The organism is Pantoea sp. EABMAA-21 (assembly GCF_030053335.1).
In the GTDB taxonomy this organism is placed as follows: Bacteria; Pseudomonadota; Gammaproteobacteria; order Enterobacterales; family Enterobacteriaceae; genus Pantoea; species Pantoea communis.
Genome location: NZ_JASGBX010000007.1, coordinates 76,743 through 96,572 on the forward strand (window position 1 = coordinate 76,743; position 19,830 = coordinate 96,572).

General features: G+C 51.4%; 18 protein-coding genes and 2 pseudogenes. 12 read left to right on the forward strand and 8 right to left on the reverse strand.

All coding sequences use genetic code 11. The annotated features are described in order from the left end of the window. Together QMZ65_RS12305 and QMZ65_RS12310 are read right to left on the reverse strand one after the other, a co-directional pair. Positions 1–1,773 carry a GMC family oxidoreductase gene (locus QMZ65_RS12305; protein ID WP_034822602.1) on the reverse strand — a complete coding sequence of 591 codons (1,773 nt, stop codon included), beginning with the start codon at positions 1,771–1,773 and terminating at the stop codon, positions 1–3. A 22-nt stretch (positions 1,774–1,795) separates the two neighbouring features. After that, positions 1,796–2,515 (reverse strand): gluconate 2-dehydrogenase subunit 3 family protein, encoded by a 720-nt coding sequence (locus QMZ65_RS12310; RefSeq protein WP_097117726.1) that lies wholly within the window; start codon positions 2,513–2,515, stop codon positions 1,796–1,798. 423 nt (positions 2,516–2,938) lie between these two features. Between QMZ65_RS12310 and QMZ65_RS12315 the strand changes: the two genes are divergently transcribed. Continuing rightward, positions 2,939–3,958, forward strand: coding sequence for a LacI family DNA-binding transcriptional regulator (locus tag QMZ65_RS12315; protein WP_097117725.1), 1,020 nt, complete (start codon positions 2,939–2,941; stop codon positions 3,956–3,958). Here the strand turns inward: QMZ65_RS12315 and QMZ65_RS12320 are convergent. Next, positions 3,955–4,833, reverse strand: coding sequence for a LysR family transcriptional regulator (locus QMZ65_RS12320; protein WP_283216063.1), 879 nt, complete (start codon positions 4,831–4,833; stop codon positions 3,955–3,957). The genes QMZ65_RS12315 and QMZ65_RS12320 overlap by 4 nt on opposite strands. A 130-nt stretch (positions 4,834–4,963) precedes the next feature. On the opposite strand from QMZ65_RS12320, the gene QMZ65_RS12325 reads away from it, so the two are divergent. The 4 genes from QMZ65_RS12325 (at position 4,964) to QMZ65_RS12340 (ending at position 7,182) form a co-directional block, all read left to right on the forward strand. Continuing rightward, positions 4,964–5,239 carry a glutathione S-transferase N-terminal domain-containing protein gene (locus QMZ65_RS12325; protein WP_283216064.1) on the forward strand — a complete coding sequence of 92 codons (276 nt, stop codon included), beginning with the start codon at positions 4,964–4,966 and terminating at the stop codon, positions 5,237–5,239. Then, the gene (locus QMZ65_RS12330; protein WP_283216065.1) at positions 5,240–5,590 is read left to right on the forward strand and encodes a glutathione binding-like protein; all 351 of its coding nucleotides are present in this window, start codon (positions 5,240–5,242) and stop codon (positions 5,588–5,590) included. A gap of 20 nt (positions 5,591–5,610) precedes the next feature. Then, positions 5,611–6,381: an enoyl-CoA hydratase/isomerase family protein gene (locus QMZ65_RS12335; RefSeq protein ID WP_211728809.1), complete on the forward strand. Its 771-nt coding sequence runs from the start codon at positions 5,611–5,613 to the stop codon at positions 6,379–6,381. 75 nt (positions 6,382–6,456) lie between these two features. Continuing rightward, on the forward strand, positions 6,457–7,182 hold the full coding sequence (locus QMZ65_RS12340; protein ID WP_160833202.1) for an SDR family oxidoreductase: 726 nt from the start codon (positions 6,457–6,459) through the stop codon (positions 7,180–7,182). Between the two features lie 135 nt (positions 7,183–7,317). On the opposite strand, the gene QMZ65_RS12345 is transcribed toward QMZ65_RS12340, so the two are convergent. Then, entirely contained in the window at positions 7,318–8,430 is a 1,113-nt protein-coding gene (locus tag QMZ65_RS12345; RefSeq protein WP_283216066.1) for an alkene reductase, read from the reverse strand. Positions 8,431–8,690: 260 nt separating this feature from the next. Here QMZ65_RS12345 and QMZ65_RS12350 point away from each other — a divergent pair, with 260 nt between their 5' ends. The 5 genes and pseudogenes from QMZ65_RS12350 to QMZ65_RS12370 all read left to right on the forward strand — a co-directional run bounded on the left by QMZ65_RS12350 (position 8,691) and on the right by QMZ65_RS12370 (position 11,413). Then, positions 8,691–8,948, forward strand: a complete 258-nt coding sequence (locus tag QMZ65_RS12350) for a hypothetical protein (protein ID WP_283216067.1) — start codon at positions 8,691–8,693, stop codon at positions 8,946–8,948. 360 nt (positions 8,949–9,308) lie between these two features. Then, positions 9,309–9,596, forward strand: a complete 288-nt coding sequence (locus QMZ65_RS12355; RefSeq protein ID WP_283216068.1) for a hypothetical protein — start codon at positions 9,309–9,311, stop codon at positions 9,594–9,596. Beyond that, positions 9,593–10,174, forward strand: a pseudogene (locus QMZ65_RS12360) (inorganic phosphate transporter); the annotation flags it as partial. The gene QMZ65_RS12355 and the pseudogene QMZ65_RS12360, both read left to right, overlap by 4 nt. 25 nt (positions 10,175–10,199) lie before the next feature. Further along, entirely contained in the window at positions 10,200–11,108 is a 909-nt protein-coding gene (gene ppk2 / locus QMZ65_RS12365) for a polyphosphate kinase 2 (RefSeq protein WP_283216070.1), read from the forward strand. A gap of 38 nt (positions 11,109–11,146) precedes the next feature. Then, positions 11,147–11,413, forward strand: coding sequence for a DksA/TraR family C4-type zinc finger protein (locus QMZ65_RS12370; RefSeq protein ID WP_097117722.1), 267 nt, complete (start codon positions 11,147–11,149; stop codon positions 11,411–11,413). A gap of 126 nt (positions 11,414–11,539) precedes the next feature. Here the strand turns inward: QMZ65_RS12370 and QMZ65_RS12375 are convergent, their stop codons facing one another. Together QMZ65_RS12375 and fhuE are read right to left on the reverse strand one after the other, a co-directional pair. Further along, positions 11,540–13,273, reverse strand: a complete 1,734-nt coding sequence (locus tag QMZ65_RS12375) for an ABC transporter ATP-binding protein (protein WP_283216071.1) — start codon at positions 13,271–13,273, stop codon at positions 11,540–11,542. Between the two features lie 213 nt (positions 13,274–13,486). Then, positions 13,487–15,706 carry a ferric-rhodotorulic acid/ferric-coprogen receptor FhuE gene (fhuE, locus tag QMZ65_RS12380; RefSeq protein WP_283216072.1) on the reverse strand — a complete coding sequence of 740 codons (2,220 nt, stop codon included), beginning with the start codon at positions 15,704–15,706 and terminating at the stop codon, positions 13,487–13,489. A gap of 456 nt (positions 15,707–16,162) precedes the next feature. On the opposite strand from fhuE, the gene QMZ65_RS12385 reads away from it, so the two are divergent. Continuing rightward, positions 16,163–16,606 (forward strand): GNAT family N-acetyltransferase, encoded by a 444-nt coding sequence (locus QMZ65_RS12385; protein ID WP_370523042.1) that lies wholly within the window; start codon positions 16,163–16,165, stop codon positions 16,604–16,606. 393 nt (positions 16,607–16,999) lie between these two features. Here the strand turns inward: QMZ65_RS12385 and QMZ65_RS12390 are convergent, their stop codons facing one another. Both QMZ65_RS12390 and QMZ65_RS12395 read right to left on the reverse strand, forming a co-directional pair. Next, positions 17,000–17,281 (reverse strand): hypothetical protein, encoded by a 282-nt coding sequence (locus QMZ65_RS12390; protein WP_283216073.1) that lies wholly within the window; start codon positions 17,279–17,281, stop codon positions 17,000–17,002. Positions 17,282–17,676: 395 nt separating this feature from the next. Then, positions 17,677–18,785, reverse strand: a pseudogene (locus QMZ65_RS12395) (IS3 family transposase). A 246-nt stretch (positions 18,786–19,031) separates the two neighbouring features. On the opposite strand from QMZ65_RS12395, the gene hisN reads away from it, so the two are divergent. Then, positions 19,032–19,829 carry a histidinol-phosphatase gene (gene hisN / locus QMZ65_RS12400; RefSeq protein ID WP_160833195.1) on the forward strand — a complete coding sequence of 266 codons (798 nt, stop codon included), beginning with the start codon at positions 19,032–19,034 and terminating at the stop codon, positions 19,827–19,829. Position 19,830 lies beyond the last annotated feature (1 nt).

Below are 19,830 nucleotides of genomic sequence, written 5' to 3' on the forward strand. Positions count from 1 at the left end.
TCACACCTTCACCAACGGACCTGGGTTTTTCAGGTACTGTTCAATAATGGCTTTCGCCGTCCACAGACTCAGCGCGCCAATGGTGCCCGTCGGGTTGTATCCCGCATTGTTTGGGAAGGAAGACGCCCCCAGCACAAACACGTTGTGCGCATCCCAACACTGCTGATAACGGTTGAGCACCGACGTTTTCGGATCGTTGCCCATCACCGCACCGCCAATGGTGTGGTCGCTGGCAAAGTTATACGGCGAGTAAGCCCCCGAAGCAGAGTTGGTGCCGATGACGATTTCCGCGCCCATGGCTTTACCGATCTCGACGCTTTTCTCTTCGATAAATTTCGCTGAACGGCGATCGTTATCGTTGTAGTCGAAGGTGACGCGCAGCAGAGGATTGCCGTTGTCATCCTTGTACTCAGGATCAAGGTCAAGATAGTAATCTTCGTGTGAGAAGCTGGTGCCCTGGCCGAAAATGAAGGTGGTGTTCTGGAACGCGTGGGTATAAGCCTTCTTCCACTCTTTACCCCAGCGTGGCGAGCCCGGCGGCAGTGCATCGGCGTTGCCGATAGGACGCGCGCCACGCGCCACGACCAGAATCCCTGCGCCACCGATAAAGCCCAGACCGGTATGGTCAAAGTTATCGCCGTTCCAGTCGTCCACCTGCGAAGAAAGGGCTCCGGCACCGATATACTGATTCAGATTTTCATCTTTGAAGTGGATCGCTGCACCCGATACCGTCTGGAAGCTGTAGGCACGCCCTACCACGCCGGTTTTGGTCACCGGGTTGTAAGGCACCCCAATTTTGGACAGCAGCAGCAGACGGACGTTTTGCATTTGGAAGGCGGACAAGATCACGATGTCTGCGGGCTGTACCCACTCTTTCTTGTTCTTATCGAGATAGGTCACGCCGGTGGCGGTTTTTCCGTCTTCCGCTTTATTGACGCGAACCACTGCAGAGTCCGTTAACACCGTGAAGTTCTCACGTTGCATTAACGCTGGGATGACACAGGCGTTAGGGCTGGATTTTGAGAAGTTACCGCAGCCGTAATACAGGCAGTAGCCGCAATAGGTACAAGGCCCCATGCGCACACCCAGTGGGTTAACATAAGCGCGTGACGCCTGGCCAGCGGGAACCATGAAGGGTTTCAAGCCGATCTTCTTCGCGCCTTCGGCAAAAATATCCGTTAGACGCATACTCTCCAGCGCTGGCAAAGGGTATTCGCTTGAGCGATTGCCCTCGTAAGGGTTGCCGCCTTCAATGACTTCGCCGTTCAGCTTACCGGCCTTGCCTGACACACCGGCGATCTTTTCAAAGCGATCGTAAAACGGTTCCAGCTCGTCGTAAGTCACTCCCCAGTCTTGTAGAATCACCCCTTTGGCAATCTGCTGTTTTCCATAACGCTTCACGGTCTGGCTGTATGGCTCGAAATCGAACGGCGTAAAACGCCATGCCATCCCAGCCCAGTGGGTGCCCGAGCCTCCCACGTTGTAACCCAGCTCATTCAGGTTCCACTCACGAGTTGGCAGGGCCGTTTGCGTAGTGTTATTACGGAAAGTGGTGGTTTCGACGGCGGGCGGCAGCAGCATACTGCGGCGCGTATCCCAGCGCAGTTCATCGGTATCGACCGAGGGGGGAAAATCTGTCGCGGTTTCAAACCACGGGCCACGTTCAATGGCAACGACATTCAGACCTGCGCGGGTCAGCTCTTCGGCGATCAAAGAGCCGCACCAGCCCAGGCCGACGATGGCGACATCAGCTTTTGGACGGACGTTATTCATAGTTTATTGCTCAGCAAACAAATTAAAGGGTGTTATCAATCAGGCTGGTAGGAATGATGTTGAGCTTCTGTCCTTTTTTAGGCAGCAGATCGCGGAAGTCGTAGCGAGCGCCAGGGAAGCCAATCATTTTCCAGCTGGTCATGTCTTTGTTCCCCCCATAAATCGGGTCAGACAGGAAGCCCTCACGCACGTTCTGCAGCAACAGTTCAAAGAACACTTTGGTTTCGACCTCTTCCCCCAGATCGAGGCGATTATTTTCCATCGCCGTCAGAACCTGATCCTGCTGATCGCCACTCAGTGCGAGGAAGTTTTTGCCGAACTGCTGCTGGATAGCCTTATCCAGTGCGGCAATCCCTAAGCGATAACGTTGCGCCGGAGTGAGCGAGGATTGCGGTCCCTGCTCTGGCGTGCCCTTCACGAATTTGCCAAGGCGATAGATCGCCACTGCGTTGCCGTAATCACCCGCGAGTTGGCGGTCGATAAAGATGGCGCACCCTGCCTCTTTGCCACTGAGACTGGTTTCATCCGCTGGGATAAATCGCTCAGCGATGGCGCCTACCGTGTCAAATTCATGCTGAGTGAGATATTGCAGCCCCCCTTTTCTCGGCGGTGCGGGCGGCGTTTGGATTTTGCCGGGTTCCCAGGGCTGACCACCCTTCACCTCATCGGCCTGCGCCAATGTCGGGATCGTGGAAGCCACTCCCAATGCGGTGATGGAAGTGAGAAATTCTCTGCGTTTCATGTTTTCCCTGCTTTCACATTGCAAACCAGGTCAAATAACAGACGTATTTGTGCCTGGCATTGAGCCATATAAATAAGGTTTATTGGATAAATAATGACGCTGCCCGGTGGGCTTTTATTAGATAAATACTGAGGTAAGTTTTTACATTCAAATCACGTAATTAATTAAATATTAACAACGCAGCAAAGAGTAATGACTCCCCCTGCGCTTTGAAAGGTTTTTGTTGATGGTTTCCCATCATTGAAGTTTTTAATAAGCCGGACTGGACGATGTAGAGTGTGGTTTCGTCTCGCAACATTTAACATCTTGCCAGTCACGAAACGTTGCGCATAATACGGCGAAAATAGACGCCAGGCTGTGACCTGATGCGCACTCTGCGTAGTTGAAATAGTGAACATGAATTTTACTGGGGCTCAGAAACAAATGAAAAAACTCACCCTGATTAAAGTGGCTGAACTGGCCGGGGTTGGGATCGCCACGGTTGACCGGGTGCTGAATGAGCGTGGCGGGGTTCGTCCGGAAACGGTACGCAAAGTGCTGCGCGCCGCGCGTCAGGCTGGGTTGCAGCGTTTACTGCCGGATGACACGCAGCATCCCTGGCAGATTGAAGTTTTCCTCAGCAGTAATGGCACCTGGTTTTTTCAGCAGTTAGCCGATGAATTTGCCAACATTGCCGATCGACTGGGTTATCGTAAAATAAAATTATTTCGTACACTGGTGACGGAAAATCCACCGGAAAAACTGGCGGAAAAGATAAAAAAAAGCGGTGAGTTGCGCGACGGTATTATTGTTTATGGGCATGACTATCCTGTTATTCATGAAGCCTTATCCTGGTGTAAAGATAAAGGTGTCCCGGTGGTTTCGCTGGTTTCAGACTTACCCAATTCACATCGATTCTGCCATGTTGGAATAAATCAATATCAGGCTGGGCGTACCGCAGGCTTATTAATGAGCCAGACTATGCCCCACAAGGGTGACGTGATCATGGTTAGCGGGCGTTTTGATTTCAGCGCACATATTCAACGTATTTCAGGTTTTCGTGATGCCATCACCCAACGCGCCCCCTGGTTACAGTTGCGTGAAGTATTGGCGGGAGAAGATGAACGGCACAAAATCCGAACGCTGCTGAATCACTCGTTACAGCAATCAAGTAATGTGGTCGGTTTGTATAACTCTGGCGACAACAACAGCGATATCAGTGCTGTATTGCAGCAACACCAGTTGTTGGGCCGCTGCTGCTACATCACCCACGAATTGTATGATGTGACGAAAGATCTGCTGCAAAGTGGCACGCTCTCCTACACGCTGGATCAAAACGCCCGTCAGCACGCCGTGCTGGCCACTGACCTGCTGATACGACATCTGGAACAGGGCTTTGAACCCGATCTGTATCAGGACGGCCGCGTTGAGCTGCGCATTGTGACGGCGGAGAATCTGGATTAGTCAGTCATGACGCGTTCAACAAATGCGGCAAACTGACGTGCTTTTGCCGTCGCCATGCGTCCACCAGGAAAAACGGCCCACAGGTCAATATCTGGCAAAGCCCAATCGCTGACCAGACGCTCGACGCTACCGTCAGCTATCTCCTGGGAAAACATCCAATCTGATGCCACCGTGATGCCCATATGCGCCAGCACGGCAGTGCGAATCCCCTCCGCTGCACTGAGATGAAGTCGCCCGTTCAGGACAACATTTTCGACTTCAGCTGCGCGCTTAAACTGCCAGGTATCATTGAGTTGGCTAAAAATCAGCGCTTCATGCTGGCTGAGGTCATGGGGATGCTGCGGATAACCATGGCGCGTCAGATAGTCGGAGGTGGCCAATACAGAACGTCGTGAGGTGGCGATTTTGCGCGCCACCGCGCCGGAATCCTGCAATGTGCCCATGCGCAGGCAAATATCGATCCCTTCGGCAATCAGATCGATGGGGCGATCGTCGAGCCGAATGTCCACCTTGAGTTGCGGGTGCTGCTCCATAAATTGGTCAAGATGTGGAATCACATGTAATCGGGCAAAAGTCGGAGCTGCCGCCACGCGCAGAATACCGGTAAGCCCTTTGTCCGCACCTCGCGCCGCCATCTCCGCTTCATCTGCCTGCTGCAGCGTAATGCGTACACGCTCATAAAATCGCAGCCCTGCTTCTGTGGGCGTGAGTCCATGCGTGGTGCGCAGCAGTAAACGTACATCCAGATGCTTTTCCAACTGGGCGATAGTCTTTGATACCGCCGGTTGCCCGATATCCAAAATGCGCGCTGCTGCCGAAAACGACCCCGCATCAACTACCTGTACATACATCTGCATCGCCTGAAAGCGATCCATGGTATTCCTCCTGGGAATAGTAATTATGGTTTTTGGCCCTCTGCCATTACCAACCGACCTTAGCAGATACTCCTTATCAACAACAGCGGGCAAACGTCACTGCCCAGCTAAACAGTCACTAAGGAGCCGGATGATGTACGAACTTTATGCCTTTGCTACTCCAAACAGTATTAAACCCGCCATCTTGCTGGAAGAACTCGCACAGCCATGGCACCTGCGTGCCGTAAACATCCGCCAGGGTGAACAGCAGGAAGCAGATTTCTTACAGTTAAATCCGAACGGCAAAGTGCCGGTGCTGGTGGATAGCGACAACGGTGAAGTGCTAAGTGAGTCTGCAGCCATTTTGGTTTACCTGGCCGAAAAGCACGGGAGTTTGTTGCCTGCAAACGGACTGAAACGCGCCTGAGTGTTTGAGCAGCTTTTCTTCCACGCCTCAGGGCTATGCCCCGCTTATGGACAAGCCGGATTTTTTACCCGCCTGACGAGTGAACCTCAACCATTGGCGCAGCAGCGCTTTAGCACTGAAGCCAATCGAGTCACCAGCCTGCTGGAACGTCAATTAGAAAAAACGGCGTGGCTAGCAGGGCATGAATACACCATCGCGGATATTGCGCATTTCGGCTGGATGTGGCGACGCGAGTTCGCTGGCGTCAGCTTTGAAACGCTTCCCAACCTCAGCCGATGGTATGCCGCCGTCTCTGCGCGCCCTGCGGTCATGTGTGCCATTACCAAATTAAATGCCTTAATCGAAAACTAATCATTCAAAAGGAAATCACTATGTCTCGCTTCGAAAACTATCGTCACAGCTTTAACAACGCACGCCTTACCCGCTCGCCCACCGGTGTATTGGAAGTGATGTTTCATACTGATGGCGGCTCACTGTTGTTCAATGGGCATACCCACGAAGAGTTTGTTGAACTGTTTCATCAAATTGGCTCCGATCCAGATAATCGCGTGGTGATTCTGACTGGCGCTGGAGAGGCTTTTATGGAGAACATCAGTCCGGAAGGTTTTGATTTCTTCACGCCGCGCGGTTACGACAAAATTTTCCGCGAAGGCAAAAAAGTTCTGATGAATCTGCTGGATATTGAAGTGCCGGTCATCGCTGCTTTAAACGGACCGGTGCGCCTGCACTCGGAATACGCTTTGCTGGCGGACATCGTGTTGGCCACGCCCGATACTGTTTTCCAGGACAAACCCCATTTCGACTTTGGCATCGTCCCAGGGGATGGCGTGAACCTGTTGTGGCCAGAAGTCATCGGTAGCATTCGTGGCCGCTATTTCCTGTTAACGCGTCAGGAATTGGACGCTGAAACCGCCAAAGGTTGGGGTGTGGTGAATGAAATTCTGCCACGCGATACCTTGCTGACACGGGCTCATGAGCTGGCAGAATCGCTCGCGGCGTTACCTCCACTCACCAGCCGCTATACACGCATCGCGCTGACGCAAAAACTGCGGCGCATCATTGATGAAGGTGCGGGGTACGGCCTGGCATTGGAAGGCATTAGTGCAGCCGATGTCGCTCTGCAAGCAGCTTCAGCCTCATAAATCACCTTTAACCGTTTTATCCTCTCCGGCGCAGACATCTGCGCCGGTTTTTGTCGTTAAACGCAGGAGTAAAATATGCAACCGCAAAGAACATTTTTGATTACCGGTGCCAGCAAAGGGATTGGCCTGGCTTTATCCCAGCGTCTGGCTGATGCAGGCCATCTCGTGATCGGTATTGCACGACATCAGCCTGAGCAAAGCTTCCCGGGACACTTTGTCTCACTCGACCTCGCAGATACGCTCGCAACAAAACAGAAGCTGGAGCAAATCAATGCGGAGTTCGATGTAGATGGCATCATTAACAATGTCGGTTTAGTACGTCCGCAATGGTTACCCGAAGTCTCGACGGCAACGCTGGATGAAGTATTACGCGTCAACTTGCATCCTGCCCTGTTAGCAGTGCAAACCGCCTTACCCGGTATGCAAGCCCGTGGCTGGGGAAGAGTCATCAATATTGCTAGCCTGACGGTCCTCGGCGTTCCGCAGCGCACGTCCTATGCTGCTGCAAAGGCAGCTTTGATCAGCTTTACACGTAGCTGGGCGCTGGAACTGGCGACTCAGGGGATTACCGTAAACGCTGTTGCCCCCGGCCCGACAGAGACAGAACTGTTTCGAGCTAGCAACGCACCAGGCAGTGAGGGTGAACAACGTTATCTGGATAGCGTACCCATGAAGCGTTTTGGCAAACCGGAGGAGATTGCCGCCACTATCCAGTTCCTGTTATCTGAGGACGCGGGCTTTATGACCGGACAAACACTGTATGTTGATGGCGGTGCTTCTGTAGGGGTTTCTCAGATTTAAGACGTATTAGCCAGTGCGGAACCGCACTGGCTTGATAGTGGTTTTAGAGCCTGGAGAAAGGTGATTGAGGCGAGCGTTTATTGATCGAGGCAAAAGCGGCCAGACGGCCGCTCTTATAAAGATTAACTCGCCTTGCTACTGCGCATAGGCAGGAAAATCCGTATAGCCTTTAGCATCTCCACCGAAAAATGCGTCACGCTGATAGTGAGCTAACGGATAGCCATGTTGGATCCTTGCAGGTAAATCGGGATTCGAGGTAAACAAACGACCAAATGCGATCAAGTCTGCCTCACCCGCTTCGAGCATTTTCTCCCCCGCCTCAGGTTTAAAGCCTCCCGCCGCGATAAGGGGGCCATGGTAAAACTCGCGCAGATGTCGGCTGGCTACCGGTTCCTCATAATGCCCGCCTTCCCTGTCTTCCGGTCCGACAATGCGCGGCTCAATAATGTGCAGGTACGCCAGCGCCATATCATTGAGCTTGTCGGCCAAATAGCTGAACGTCGCTGCCGGGTCACTATCATGCATATCACCATAAATGCCACTTGGAGAAATTCGGACGCTAACCCGTCCCGGTCCATACACTTCCGTCAGAGCTGCCACCACCTCCAGTAAAAAGCGCGCCCGATTAGCCAGGCTTCCACCCCAGCTGTCCTGACGTTTATTGCTGCCATCCAGCAGAAATTGTTCAGGTAAGTACCCGTTAGCAGCATGCAGCTCAACTCCGTCAAAATCCGCCGACTTTGCCCTTATCGCAGCCTGTCGATACGCTTCAATAAGTTGTGGAATTTCTTCTTCTTGCAATTCACGTGGTTCAGGGAACAACTTTCCTTCATAAATACCATCGGCATTCTTGCCCACGCCGTAGGTCTCTCGCGCAGTCAAAGCCGAAGGTGCAACCGGCTGGTAACCTTCTGACAGTTCTGGCAATGACTGACGCCCTGGGTGCCACAATTGCAGCACTATCTGACCGCCCTGCTTATGCACCGCATCAACCACCTGCTTCCATCCCGCCTGTTGAGCGTCATTGAAAATGCCCGGCGCATCGGCATAGGCATTCGCATGGGGCGAAATCGCGGTGGCTTCCGCAATCAGCAACCCACCGGGACTGGTGCGCTGTCGATAATACTCAACCATCAACTGACCCGGCACGCCGCCATTTTCACTGCGCATACGGGTTGTCGGTGCCATCACGACACGATGCTGAAGACGTAATTGTCCGGCAGTAATAGGCGTAAATAGTGTGTTCATTTGTCGCTCTCTCATTGAATGATGGGAGAAGCATAAACAGGCCCATACCCGGCAGAAATACGTCCAGCCGCATAACCGCTATGCTATGGAGGAATGGGCTTGATATTAAATGCCCCGCAATACTCTTAAAGCGATTAAGAAAATTATCGGATAAGCGAACCGCAACAATTTAATATTCACTTGTTCAGCATGATTATTCTGCACATAAAGGACAGAGCGGTTTACACTGGCAGGCCACCATTCAGGAAGAAGAGGTCATTGTGCTGTCGAAGATCCCCGATTATGAAACCGATCGCGAAGGCTATCTGGAGTTCATGACCCGCAGTAACGTGCTGCGCATGGAGCTACTGATTTTGTCGGAAAAGTTTGTTGAGGTGCACGGCTCTTATGAAGCGGGCATGGCGGAACTCGGAGAATGGCTACTTAATTATGCCGATAATGCCATGATTCAGAAGTTAAGTTCCGGCCCCATCAGCAAAGAATGGTTGTTTGATGAGTTGAAAAGACGCCACAAATAGTCGTCTGGTTCTATAAGTTAACGCCAACATTAACGCAGGGTCTTCAACCTTAGATCTCATTAGCACGGTAATGATCTCCTGCTGTAAATGTAATCTATAGTAATCAGTCAAACCAAAATGTGACAAATTTATGGCAGAAATAAAACTCAAACTGGCGAATCCGCCGCTGCGAAAGAATCAAATAACCTATTGTTTTTAATGATAAAAAAACAAATATCGATTTTATTGCATCTCAAAAATTTCATTTATATGACTAAATTTTGACAGTTCCGTCATAAAGCTTTCATAAATTTTCTATATGTTAGCCGCACATATCGTTGTGCTTATGCTGCTTTAGCGATCTATAGGAAATTTTCACTAATGAGTGATTACGTTACGCCTCAGACTTTACATGTTGCCGCTTCACCGCTGTCTTCCGCGATTCAACTCCCTGCAAAAAACAGTAAGAAACCGCTTTTCCTGTTCGGCATGGTTTTACTCACCGGCATTCTCTTTGCGGGAACGCAATTAATCGGTGATATCCAACAAACCGGGGTCACATTTAGCAGTGTGCTACCGCTGATGCTCCTGGGGTTTGCCTTGTTAGCGGCATTGGGTTTCGAGTTCGTCAATGGTTTCCATGACACGGCCAACGCGATACGACGGTGATCGCCGCGCTGGCTCAGGTCAGTGGCAACATCGGCGCCACGCTGAAGCAATATGGCGCGTTGCAGGCTATCCCGGCCGAGCAGAAACAAGCCGTGCGTAATGAGATGTATCTGGCAGCTGAAACCATCAAACGTCTGCAAGCCGATCACTCGCTGATTTTGCCGTCTGCCACCCAGCAAAATCTGCAGGCGCTGAAAACCGCGCTGAACGGTGCAACGCAATTTATCCCGACCTGGGTCAAAGTCGCGGTGGCACTGGCTTTGGGATTAGGCACCATGGTGGGCTGGCGTCGCATTGTCACCACGCTGGGTGAGAAGATCGGCAAAAGCCAGCTCAACTATGCGCAAGGCATCAGTGCGCAGATGGTGGCGATGGGCACCATTTGCGCAGCGGATGCCTTTGGTCTTCCGGTCTCCACCACACACGTGCTCTCTTCGGGGATTGCGGGCACCATGGCCGCCAATCGCAGCGGCTTATAGTTCGGTACGCTGCGCAATATGGTCTTGGCCTGGGTGCTCACCTTGCCTGCCGCCACGCTGCTCTCTGCCGCCCTCTACTGGATCATGACTTCACTGTAACGCTCGCTTCGACAGGGATAAGACGATGTCTGCACACGAAATGAATAATAACAATATGTTTGATGCGCGCTTTTTACAGGAATTCTATGACAGCTATGACGAATCGCTGGATATGGAGTTAGCGGATTTTGGTCTGGCGGCCAATAACGATCCGCAGGAGATGGCGTGGCGTCGCCGCTATTTTATGGAGTTACTGCATCTTCAGGGCGAATTGGTGAAGCTGCAAAACTGGGTGATTCGCACCGGCCATCGACTGGTGGTGATTTTTGAAGGCCGCGACGCGGCAGGCAAAGGCGGCGTGATTAAACGCATCATGCAGCGACTCAATCCGCGCTATTGCCGCGTGGCGGCACTGCCCGCACCAAATGAACGTGAGCGCACGCAGTGGTATTTTCAACGTTACGTCTCTCATCTGCCGTCAGCGGGAGAGATCGTGTTGTTCGACCGCAGCTGGTACAACCGCGCGGGCGTCGAAAAGGTGATGGGATTTTGCAGCGATGCGGAGTACGAAGAGTTCTTCCACAGCACGCCAGAGTTTGAACGCATGCTGGTGCGCAGCGGCATTCAGATCGTGAAATACTGGATCTCCATCACCGATGAAGAGCAGGAAATGCGTTTCCTCAGCCGCATCCATGACCCGCTGAAGCAGTGGAAGCTGAGTCCGATGGATTTGGAAAGCCGTCGCCGCTGGGAGGATTACACCGCCGCCAAAGAGATGATGCTGGAGCGCACCAACATTTCTGAGGCGCCATGGTGGGTGGTGCAAGGCGTTGATAAGAAGAAAGCGCGTCTGAACTGTATTTCCCATCTCTTGCAACAGGTGCCGTATGAAGCCGCAGATGGCGAGCAGATTTCATTACCTTCCCGCATTCATCATGAAAATTATGCCCGTCACCCGGTGCCGCAGAGCATGATCGTGCCTGATAGCTACTGAACTATACTTTGACCAGTCGATGAATATCTGGAGGGATTATGGCAGGCGGCTGGTCTGAAGATGGTGCAGTGCAAAAGCAGATTGATGCGACCGTGGATGATGCGATTGCGCGCGCCAGGAGTCACCTCAACCACGGCGAAAGTGCAGCGTATTGCGACGAGTGCGGGGAACCGATTCCCGAAGCGCGTCGCAGCGCGTTGCCTGGGGTGCGTTACTGCGTGAAGTGCCAAACTGCGTTAGATAAACAAGAAGCCAGCCACAGCGGGTATAACCGCCGTGGCAGCAAAGATAGTCAGTTACGGTAGGTTTGATGCCTTGAGATAAATCTGCGCCTGGAAGTAATTGCAGACCTGATATTACAGGCGAAAAGAGACCCGTAACGCAGAACCAGACAAAGGCTACAGCTGTAGCCTTATAGAGTAAATAGCGGCTTAAATAGCTTCCGCAATCACCGACTTAAACTGGGCATGCCACATGGCATAGAATTTACCCTGAGTTTTGATCAGTGATTCAAACGTCCCGTCTTCAATGACTTTGCCTCCCGCCATGACAACGATTCTGTCAAATTCTTTAATATTACCCAGTCGGTGAGTCACAGCAATCACCGTGGTGGTTAGAGAAAGGATCTCATTAAACAGTCGGTGTTCTGTTTCCGGATCAAGTGAGGATGAGAACTCATCGAATATAAACAGGCTGGCTTTTCTGTAGAGCGCACGCGCTATCGCCAGTCTCTGCCACTGGCCAATCGACAACTCATCGCCACCAAATTGCTTGCCCAGCCGGGTGTCCTGCGGATAAGGGAATTCGACAGTGTTCAGTAACGCCTCAAGTTTCGCATGCTGGGTCTCCGCATCGTAATGGCTAAGTGCGATGTTTTCCCCGACTGAAAATTCATATTTACCGTAATCCTGAAATACAGTGGCAATTTGCGTACGGTATTGCTCAATATCCAGCGATTCAATCGATTTCCCAGATACGGATATCGATCCCTCGTTAAAGGCATACATGCGTAACATCAGTTTGATAAGGGTGGTTTTACCGCTACCGTTGTCTCCGAGAATAGCGACCTTTTCACCGGGTAATATTCTCAGAGTGACATTATTGAGCGCGTTCTGCTCCCGGCCTTCATAACGGAAACTGAGATTATCGATATTGATTGAGAATGGGCTGTTACCGGCTAGCATCTCCTCGCCATTTTTTACCGACTCGATCTCATCCGTCATGAAAGCGTGGTAGCGATTAAAAAAACCGCTCATGGAGGTTAAATTTCCGCCGTAATTTGCTATCTCATCCAGGTGTGACTTCATCATCACAATCGACTGGAACACCATAACCAGCGCACCTACCGCGATCTCACTGCTGCGCAGGTTGCTCAGGAAAAGATAGACCCCGGCGAAAAGCATCATCAGGCTAAGTATCATTGCAGGAACTGGCGTAATCAGTGCGCGCAGGCGCTGTTGATGCATGCGTTTGTAGGTGTTGGTGGCTGAGTCCGTAAATTTTTTTAACAGATAGCGACCCAACCCATACAACCTGATTTCCTGCAGAAAACTTTTATCCATACTGACGCCATAGGCATAGCGCATCGCAATGGCATCTTTGGAATTTTTAAAAAGCTCCTTGAGGTATTTTCGCTGTATGCGGATATTAATAATTATCATGGGTATGGCGGAGAGTGCACAAATGGCAGCACCGATACCTGAATAAGTAATCAATACCAGCAACAGACTTGCGGCCATAACGGTCGCTCTGAAGGCGTAAATAATGCAGATAATAAAGTTCAGCGGACGATACGCCGCTTCGTTTTTAAGAAATTCCAGCTGCTCATATCGTTCTTTGTTATCAAAGATGCTTAGCGTGGTGGACTCATTCATACGCTGCATAATATTGGCGCTGAAATAATGGGTGGAAATTTCCGTCACATCTCCTCTGATAAGATTGACCAGCGGCTCCATGAGTTGCATGCCCAATAAGGACACACACCAAACACCAATACTTAGCATAAGCGCACTGTCGCTGATTTGTGGCGCGTGGAGCGTATTAATGATTTGCCCTGTCATGAACACGTTAAGTGCCGGAACTAATCCCTGGAGAAGTATGATTGCGGTAAGTGTGGAAATACGAATCGGACAAGATGCAAAGACGTACCTGATTGCCAATAACACTGACTGCCTCCCTTGTTGCAGTTGGAATGGATCATGTTTGTCGCAAGCAATCATAGTTGAGAATGACATTCATTTACAGTTGAGTTGCGCTTTGTTCTCCTTTCGTACATCTCGTCGCGACACATCACCCGAATAATTAGACTCTGTTCTGATTATTCGGGCGCTGAAAGTCTTCGTTAAATGAGTGGCCCCCATTAGCGGGGCCAGTAAACATCAGAAGCTGTAATTCACGCTGACCGAATAGTTTCGTGGCTCGTTGAATGCCACACCGCCTGACGGATTGGTGTTGTATTCACGATCGAACAGGTTTTTGATGTTGCCCTGTACCGATAGCTCTTTCGTCACCTGATAACGGGCAAAGAGGTTCGCCAGCGGATAACTTCCCTGATAAATGCGCTCGGTTTCACCTGACGGATTGGTTGCTTCCTTGTAAGTGCGGTTCTGCCAGTTAATACCGCCACCCACAGTAAGAAGAGGCATAAACGGCAGGTTATAGCTGGTGAAGAGCTTCAGGCTGGTCTGCGGCATGTAAGGGTTGGTACGATCGCCATCGGCGTCCTTCGCCACATAGCGCGTGGCACCAAATGTCACCTTAAGGTTATCAGTCACCGCACCGTTGATTTCGAAATCAACCCCGCGGCTAACCACGCCTTTAGATGCTCTGTAAGCATTTTCGCTGCTGTTGTTCACATAGGTGTTGCTCTGAATCTGACCCAGGTTGTCCTGCTCAATGCGGAACACTGAAAGGCTCGCCGTGATGCGGCTGTTGTCCCAGTCCCCTTTGATCCCCGCTTCGTAATCTTTACCGGTCACGGGCTTCAGGTAGTTACCCTGCTGATCACGATAGGTCTGCGGCTGGAAGATCGAGGTATAGCTCGCAAACGCAGAGTAGTTTTCGTTGATGTCATAAACCAGACCGCCGTATGGCGTGAGGTTGTTTTTCTCCATGTCAGCCGACGTGCCGTGCGCGCTGTACTGGGTATAACGTGCGCCAACGATCAGGGATAGCGGATCGGCTAACGAGAATCGCGCCGCGGCATAGCCCGATTTCTGACGGATGGTATCTTCTGACGATAGCGCCCACGCTGGCCAGTCTGGTTCTGCCACATCACCGTTCCAACTGTTCAGATCACCGAGTTGAGCAGGCGACATAATTGAGGAAGAGTACAGATAGCGGTTGCGCTGACGGCTGTAATCTACCCCGGCAACCAGCTGATGCTGACGCCCGAATAGCTCAAAGGGTCCGCTGGCATAGGCGTCAACCGCAGTTTGGGTGCGCAGGCCTTTGTACCACCCCGCAAAGCCGTACCCGCTGCTGTCCAGAATGCCGGTGGTCTGGTCAGGATAGCCGGTTACGTAAAGCAGCTTGCTGTCAAAATCGGACTCCGTATGCGATCCATTAACGCGGACCTGCCAGCCGTTGTCGAAGTTTGTCGTCAGGTTGGCGAACACCTTACGCGACAGAATGTTGTAATGCGTCCAGTCAGCTGACGGGTTCGCGCTGCGGTCGTATTGAATGCGGTTGCCGTTGCTATACCAGGTTGGCAAACCGCCCCACGTCGGGCCATCGGTGTCGCGAGATTGGTAATCGTATCCCAGATCCAGCGTGGTGTTATCGGTGATATCTGCCGCAACGGTGGCGTAAAGGAACTTCTTACGCTTGTGGTAGCGGTCAACCCAACTGTCCTGATCCTGATATCCCGTGACCACGCGTCCGCGCAGCGTGCCAGAGTCATTCAGCGGCCCGGACAGATCTGCAACATAGCGCTGGTTGTCCCAGCTTCCGTAGCTCGCGGAGAGATTACCGGCGAAGGTTTTGCTGTCTGCCTTTTTGCGGATCATGTTGATAGCCGCGCCCGGGTTACCCGTACCGGTCATCAATCCCGTTGAGCCGCGAACCACATCAATGCGCTCATAAATGGCAGAGTCGCCGTCGGTTTCACCGAAGTTCCAGGCACCTGTCTGAGTAGAAGGGATATCGTCGTAGGTGTAATTGTTGACGTAGAAACCACGGGAGTAGAAATCCACGCGTTCGGAGTCATTCTGTGATGCTGAGATGCCCGTGACATTCGCCAGAGCGTCACCCACGTTCTGAAGGTTCTGGTCTTTAATGCGCTGCTGGGTGAGCACGCTGACCGACTGCGGAATATCCCGCTGCGTCAGGTTCAGTTTAGTCCCGGCGCGCGTAGCCGGAACGGTATAGGACTGAGCCGGATCTGAACCCGTACCATCGCTGGTATCGGCGGTGACCACCAGCGACTGTTCTTTGCTGGTATTCACCGGTGCGGCAACGCTGTCTGCCGCGCTGGCAGCATTAATACTGACGGCATTCGCAATACAAAGCGTCAGTAATGAAAAACAAAACGTCTTACTAACCCCTGACGCACCCGGTATGGCGCTGGCATGATGGCCCGCAACCCTCTTGAAAGACATGCAAATACCTCATCATTTTAATGTTTATGCTTTTAGCTGGCCTGTTATCAATGCGCCTCAAAAGAGAGCGGATAAACGCAGGTAAATCGGCAAATTGAATCCAGCATAGTAAATACAAATGAGATTGATTTCTATTATTATTATCTTTATTGGATTAGTAGATTTTCTTTGTTTCACCTTAAGCGGCCTGTTAAGCATGCTTCACGACCTGTTTTAATAAAGTTAGTAACGGACAGGTTTCCGTGCCGTTCGCCATAACATCCCAGCAGAAAGGTAAGAAATGTGCCCTTCGTGGTTAGACAAAGGTTTGAGAGGAGCAGGAGGGAGCAAAAAAAAGTTTTTAGTGGGAATGGCGGCTGCGTGCCAAAAGCGAACAAATTTACGCCATACGGTGACAAATAATTCCACACAGCTATCATGGCTATACAATGTCAATTTATGGACTATAAGATCATGATAAATATGGAAGTGGGTACCCCAATTGATTACCCGATCTTACTGAAGGTCTGGGAATCATCCGTACGTGCTACGCATGATTTTTTACAGGAGCAGGATATCCAGGCGCTACGCCCCCTTATACTGCATACTTATCTGCCTGGCCTGACTATTACGCTCGCGCGCCTGAGCTGTGACCATTCGATCGTGGGCTTTACTGGGGTAAGCGAAAATCGTATTGAAATGCTCTTTGTAGATGCAGATCAACGCGGTAAGGGCATCGGGAAACGACTTCTGCTGCAAGCTACCAACGAGCAGAGTGCTGATGAACTTGATGTAAACGAACAGAATATTCAGGCTATTAGCTTTTATAAAAAACGTGGTTTTGAAATTGTTGGTCGTTCTGAAGTTGACGGTCAGGGCAAGCCATATCCTTTGTTGCATATGAAGCTACGGGGAACATAATCTTCACATAAAAATCAAGTCTGCTCTTCGCTCACTGCTGTCCTTGGGCTTGACTAAGAATATGGTTTGCCAGAATCAGTCGTTCAACCAGCAATGCCTTAATTGCTAGATCAACCGCGTTTGTTTACGTCAGTTACATGCTCACTCCACAGCTAACCAAAGGACTTAGCCCAGGCAGGTTCATCACCGCAGCGCGCTTAAGCGACGTAAAAAACGTGGCTGCAACTGAACGACGACTACGTTCCTGACGTGCCACTGGCTTCATTTTCCCGTTACGGGGTGCCAGCACGGTTGGCTGGCTGAGAGCTGACTCCGCAATAAATTCAATGGGACACGTTGAACGGAGACATATCGCTTGCGGGCCCGTTATGCGTGGAGGCCGTAAAGTCCAGATCAGCCGGTTTCGCCGCGCAGCCGGTGACGATAATGTTTCAGGACGACGTGTGTCACAATCTGACCGTACACAAAGCCGCCCAGCCCGGCCAAAACTACGATGCCGGCAATACCAAAAAAATACGATCCTACGTAGCCGAAGGCCCCACAGATGGCGAGGCCCGCCCAAGTCTGCCAGTGACGGAAAGCTGATTTATATGCGCTCCGCCACCTTGTTCCGCGCTCCCACAGGGTTAGGCCGGCCAGTTCGGGAATGCTTTTAAGGGTCCAGTAGATTTTCACGTGCTCTCCTTTCACAATTGGTTAAATGATAATAATTATCACCTTCGTGTCAATTTTTACCCACCCACACCCATTCCTGCCCCAAAACCCAATTATTGCTATCACAAACGACGGAAGAATAGTTCCTGTGCGGACGATTGACGTGAATGGGATCTTAAATTGCACCCAGTGAGCAGTAAGGTTGGGAGTTCAAAGAATTTGGATAAAGAAGTGATCGTGAAAATTGGAAATTCAGCAGATACCTGAATCAAACAACGTTTTACTGCCTGACCTTTTATTTACCATCGGACCCACGCCCACTGGCCCGAAATGCATTCTTATACGGTTCAGCGAAGCTTAACGGGGGTTGACCCTGACCCCGAATATGATCCATGCATAATCAGGAATAACCGGCTTCAGGTTGGTTGCTTATTCTGGCAACCGGCAGATTTTTCGGCGAATTCGAATGGGGTCATCCAGCCCAGCGCAGAATGGGGACGACTCTGGTTATAGTGTATGCGCCAGGCCTCGATTTTGCACCGGGCATCCTCCATGGACATAAACCAGTTCTCGTTCAGGCACTCCTGACGCAACCTGCCGTTGAATGATTCCACCGTGGCATTATCCGTGGGCGTACCTTGCCGTGAGAAGTCAATCCGGATATCACGTTCGTACACCCACTTATCCAGCATTTTTCCCGCAAATTCAGAGCCATTGTCTGTTTTCAGGAGCTGTGGTAACGGACGTCTCAACGCGATGATATTCAGCATTTCAGCCACTTCTGAAGAGCGCAGGTTCTGGCCTACGCAGATCCCCAGACATTCGCGCGTGTAGAGATCGATTACCGTCAGAAGGCGAAGCCGGCGACCGTCAAACAGCGCATCGGAGACAAAGTCCATCCCCCATACGTGATTGGGATACAGCCCCTGCGGCTGTGGCTGACGTTTCAGCGCAGATTTATTGCGACGGGGGCGTTTCAGCCGCAGCGATAATCCCTGCTCGCGGTAAAGCCGGTAAATACGCTTGTGATTATCGCGCCAGCCTTCCCGTTTCAGCATGACGTGAACCCTGCGGTAGCCATAGTGGACGCGGGTTTCGGTTATTTCCCTGATGCGCAGCCGCAGTGCGCTGTCGTCAGCCGCAACTGAGCGGTAACGGTATGAACTGCGGCTGATCTTAAGCGCGAAGCAGACCTGTCTTTCACTGGCACCGTAGCGGGTCTGCAAGTCCCTGACCCATTCGCGCAGGCGTGCCAGCGTCAGCTCTTTTTTGCCAGAACGTCCTGCAGCATGGCCTTGTCGAGGCTCAGATCGGCAACCAGCTTCTTCAGGCGTAGGTTTTCCTCCTCGAGCTACCGCATATGCTTCAGTTCTGAAGGAGGAATCCCGCCGTAATTTTTTCGCCAGGTGTAGAACGTGGCATCGGAGATGCCCAGCTTGCAGCAGACTTCCGGTACGGGCGTACCCAGCTCAGCCTGCTTCAGGGCAAAGACAATCTGCTCTTCGGTGAATCGTGACTTTTTCATCGGCACAACCTCCGCTCAGGGGAGTCATTATCATGCCGGAATTCTGTTTCTGAATGGAGCAGGATTTCGGGTCAGGGTCAGGGTCAGGGTCAGGGTCAGGGTCAGGGTCAGGGTCAGCACTAACACACTAACCGTCATACAAGACAGTTAGGAAAGCTTGCCAAATCGATCTTGATCGATCATAAAATTGCATAATCGAGCATAATATATCATTATCAGTCCTCATTTCATGCTGAGGAATTGCTAATGAGCCTTGAACTTCCTGCGACCAGTTTCCTGCACGAACTTGCTGACGCCGCTGAAAAAAGAACCCTTGAGGGTTATCTAAATAACCATGTCATTGATATTGAAACCAAGCCCAAGGACGGCTTTCGGTTTGATCCTGTCACCAGCGTTGACCGCGAAACTGAACGAGTTCTCAGGGACATTATCTCGGAGCGTTTCCCCGAGCACGCCATACTTGGCGAGGAATTTGGTGAAAGCGGCAGGAGTAACCTGCAATGGGTTATTGACCCTATTGATGGTACGCGGCCATTTCTGTGCGGCCTGCCTGTATGGGGCTGCCTGATTGGTTTACTCGAAAACGGCAGAGCCGTTATGGGGATGATGAGTCAGCCTTATACTGGCGACAGATTCTGGTCTGACGGACAGCAGTCATGGTTCTCCGGGCGCTTCGGAAAAAAGGTCATTAAAACCCGCCAGACGCGTGAACTTCACCAGGCGATAGTACATACAACCTCTCCGGAGTCGGTAGCTCTGTATGAAAGGAATAATTTTAGTGAACTCTGCGATCAAGTGCTGATGACCCGATACGGGGGAGAATGCTATGCCATGGCGATGCTTGCTGCAGGCCATATCGACATCTGCGTTGAATATTCACTTCAACCTTACGATATCGTACCGCTAATCCCGGTTATTGAGCAGGCCGGTGGGGTTGTCACAACGCTTGACGGGAAAAGGGCAGAGAACGGCGGTGCCATTTTAGCCAGCGCAAATTCTGTCCTGCACGAAAAAACGCTGACGCTGCTTAACAACCGGCGATAAA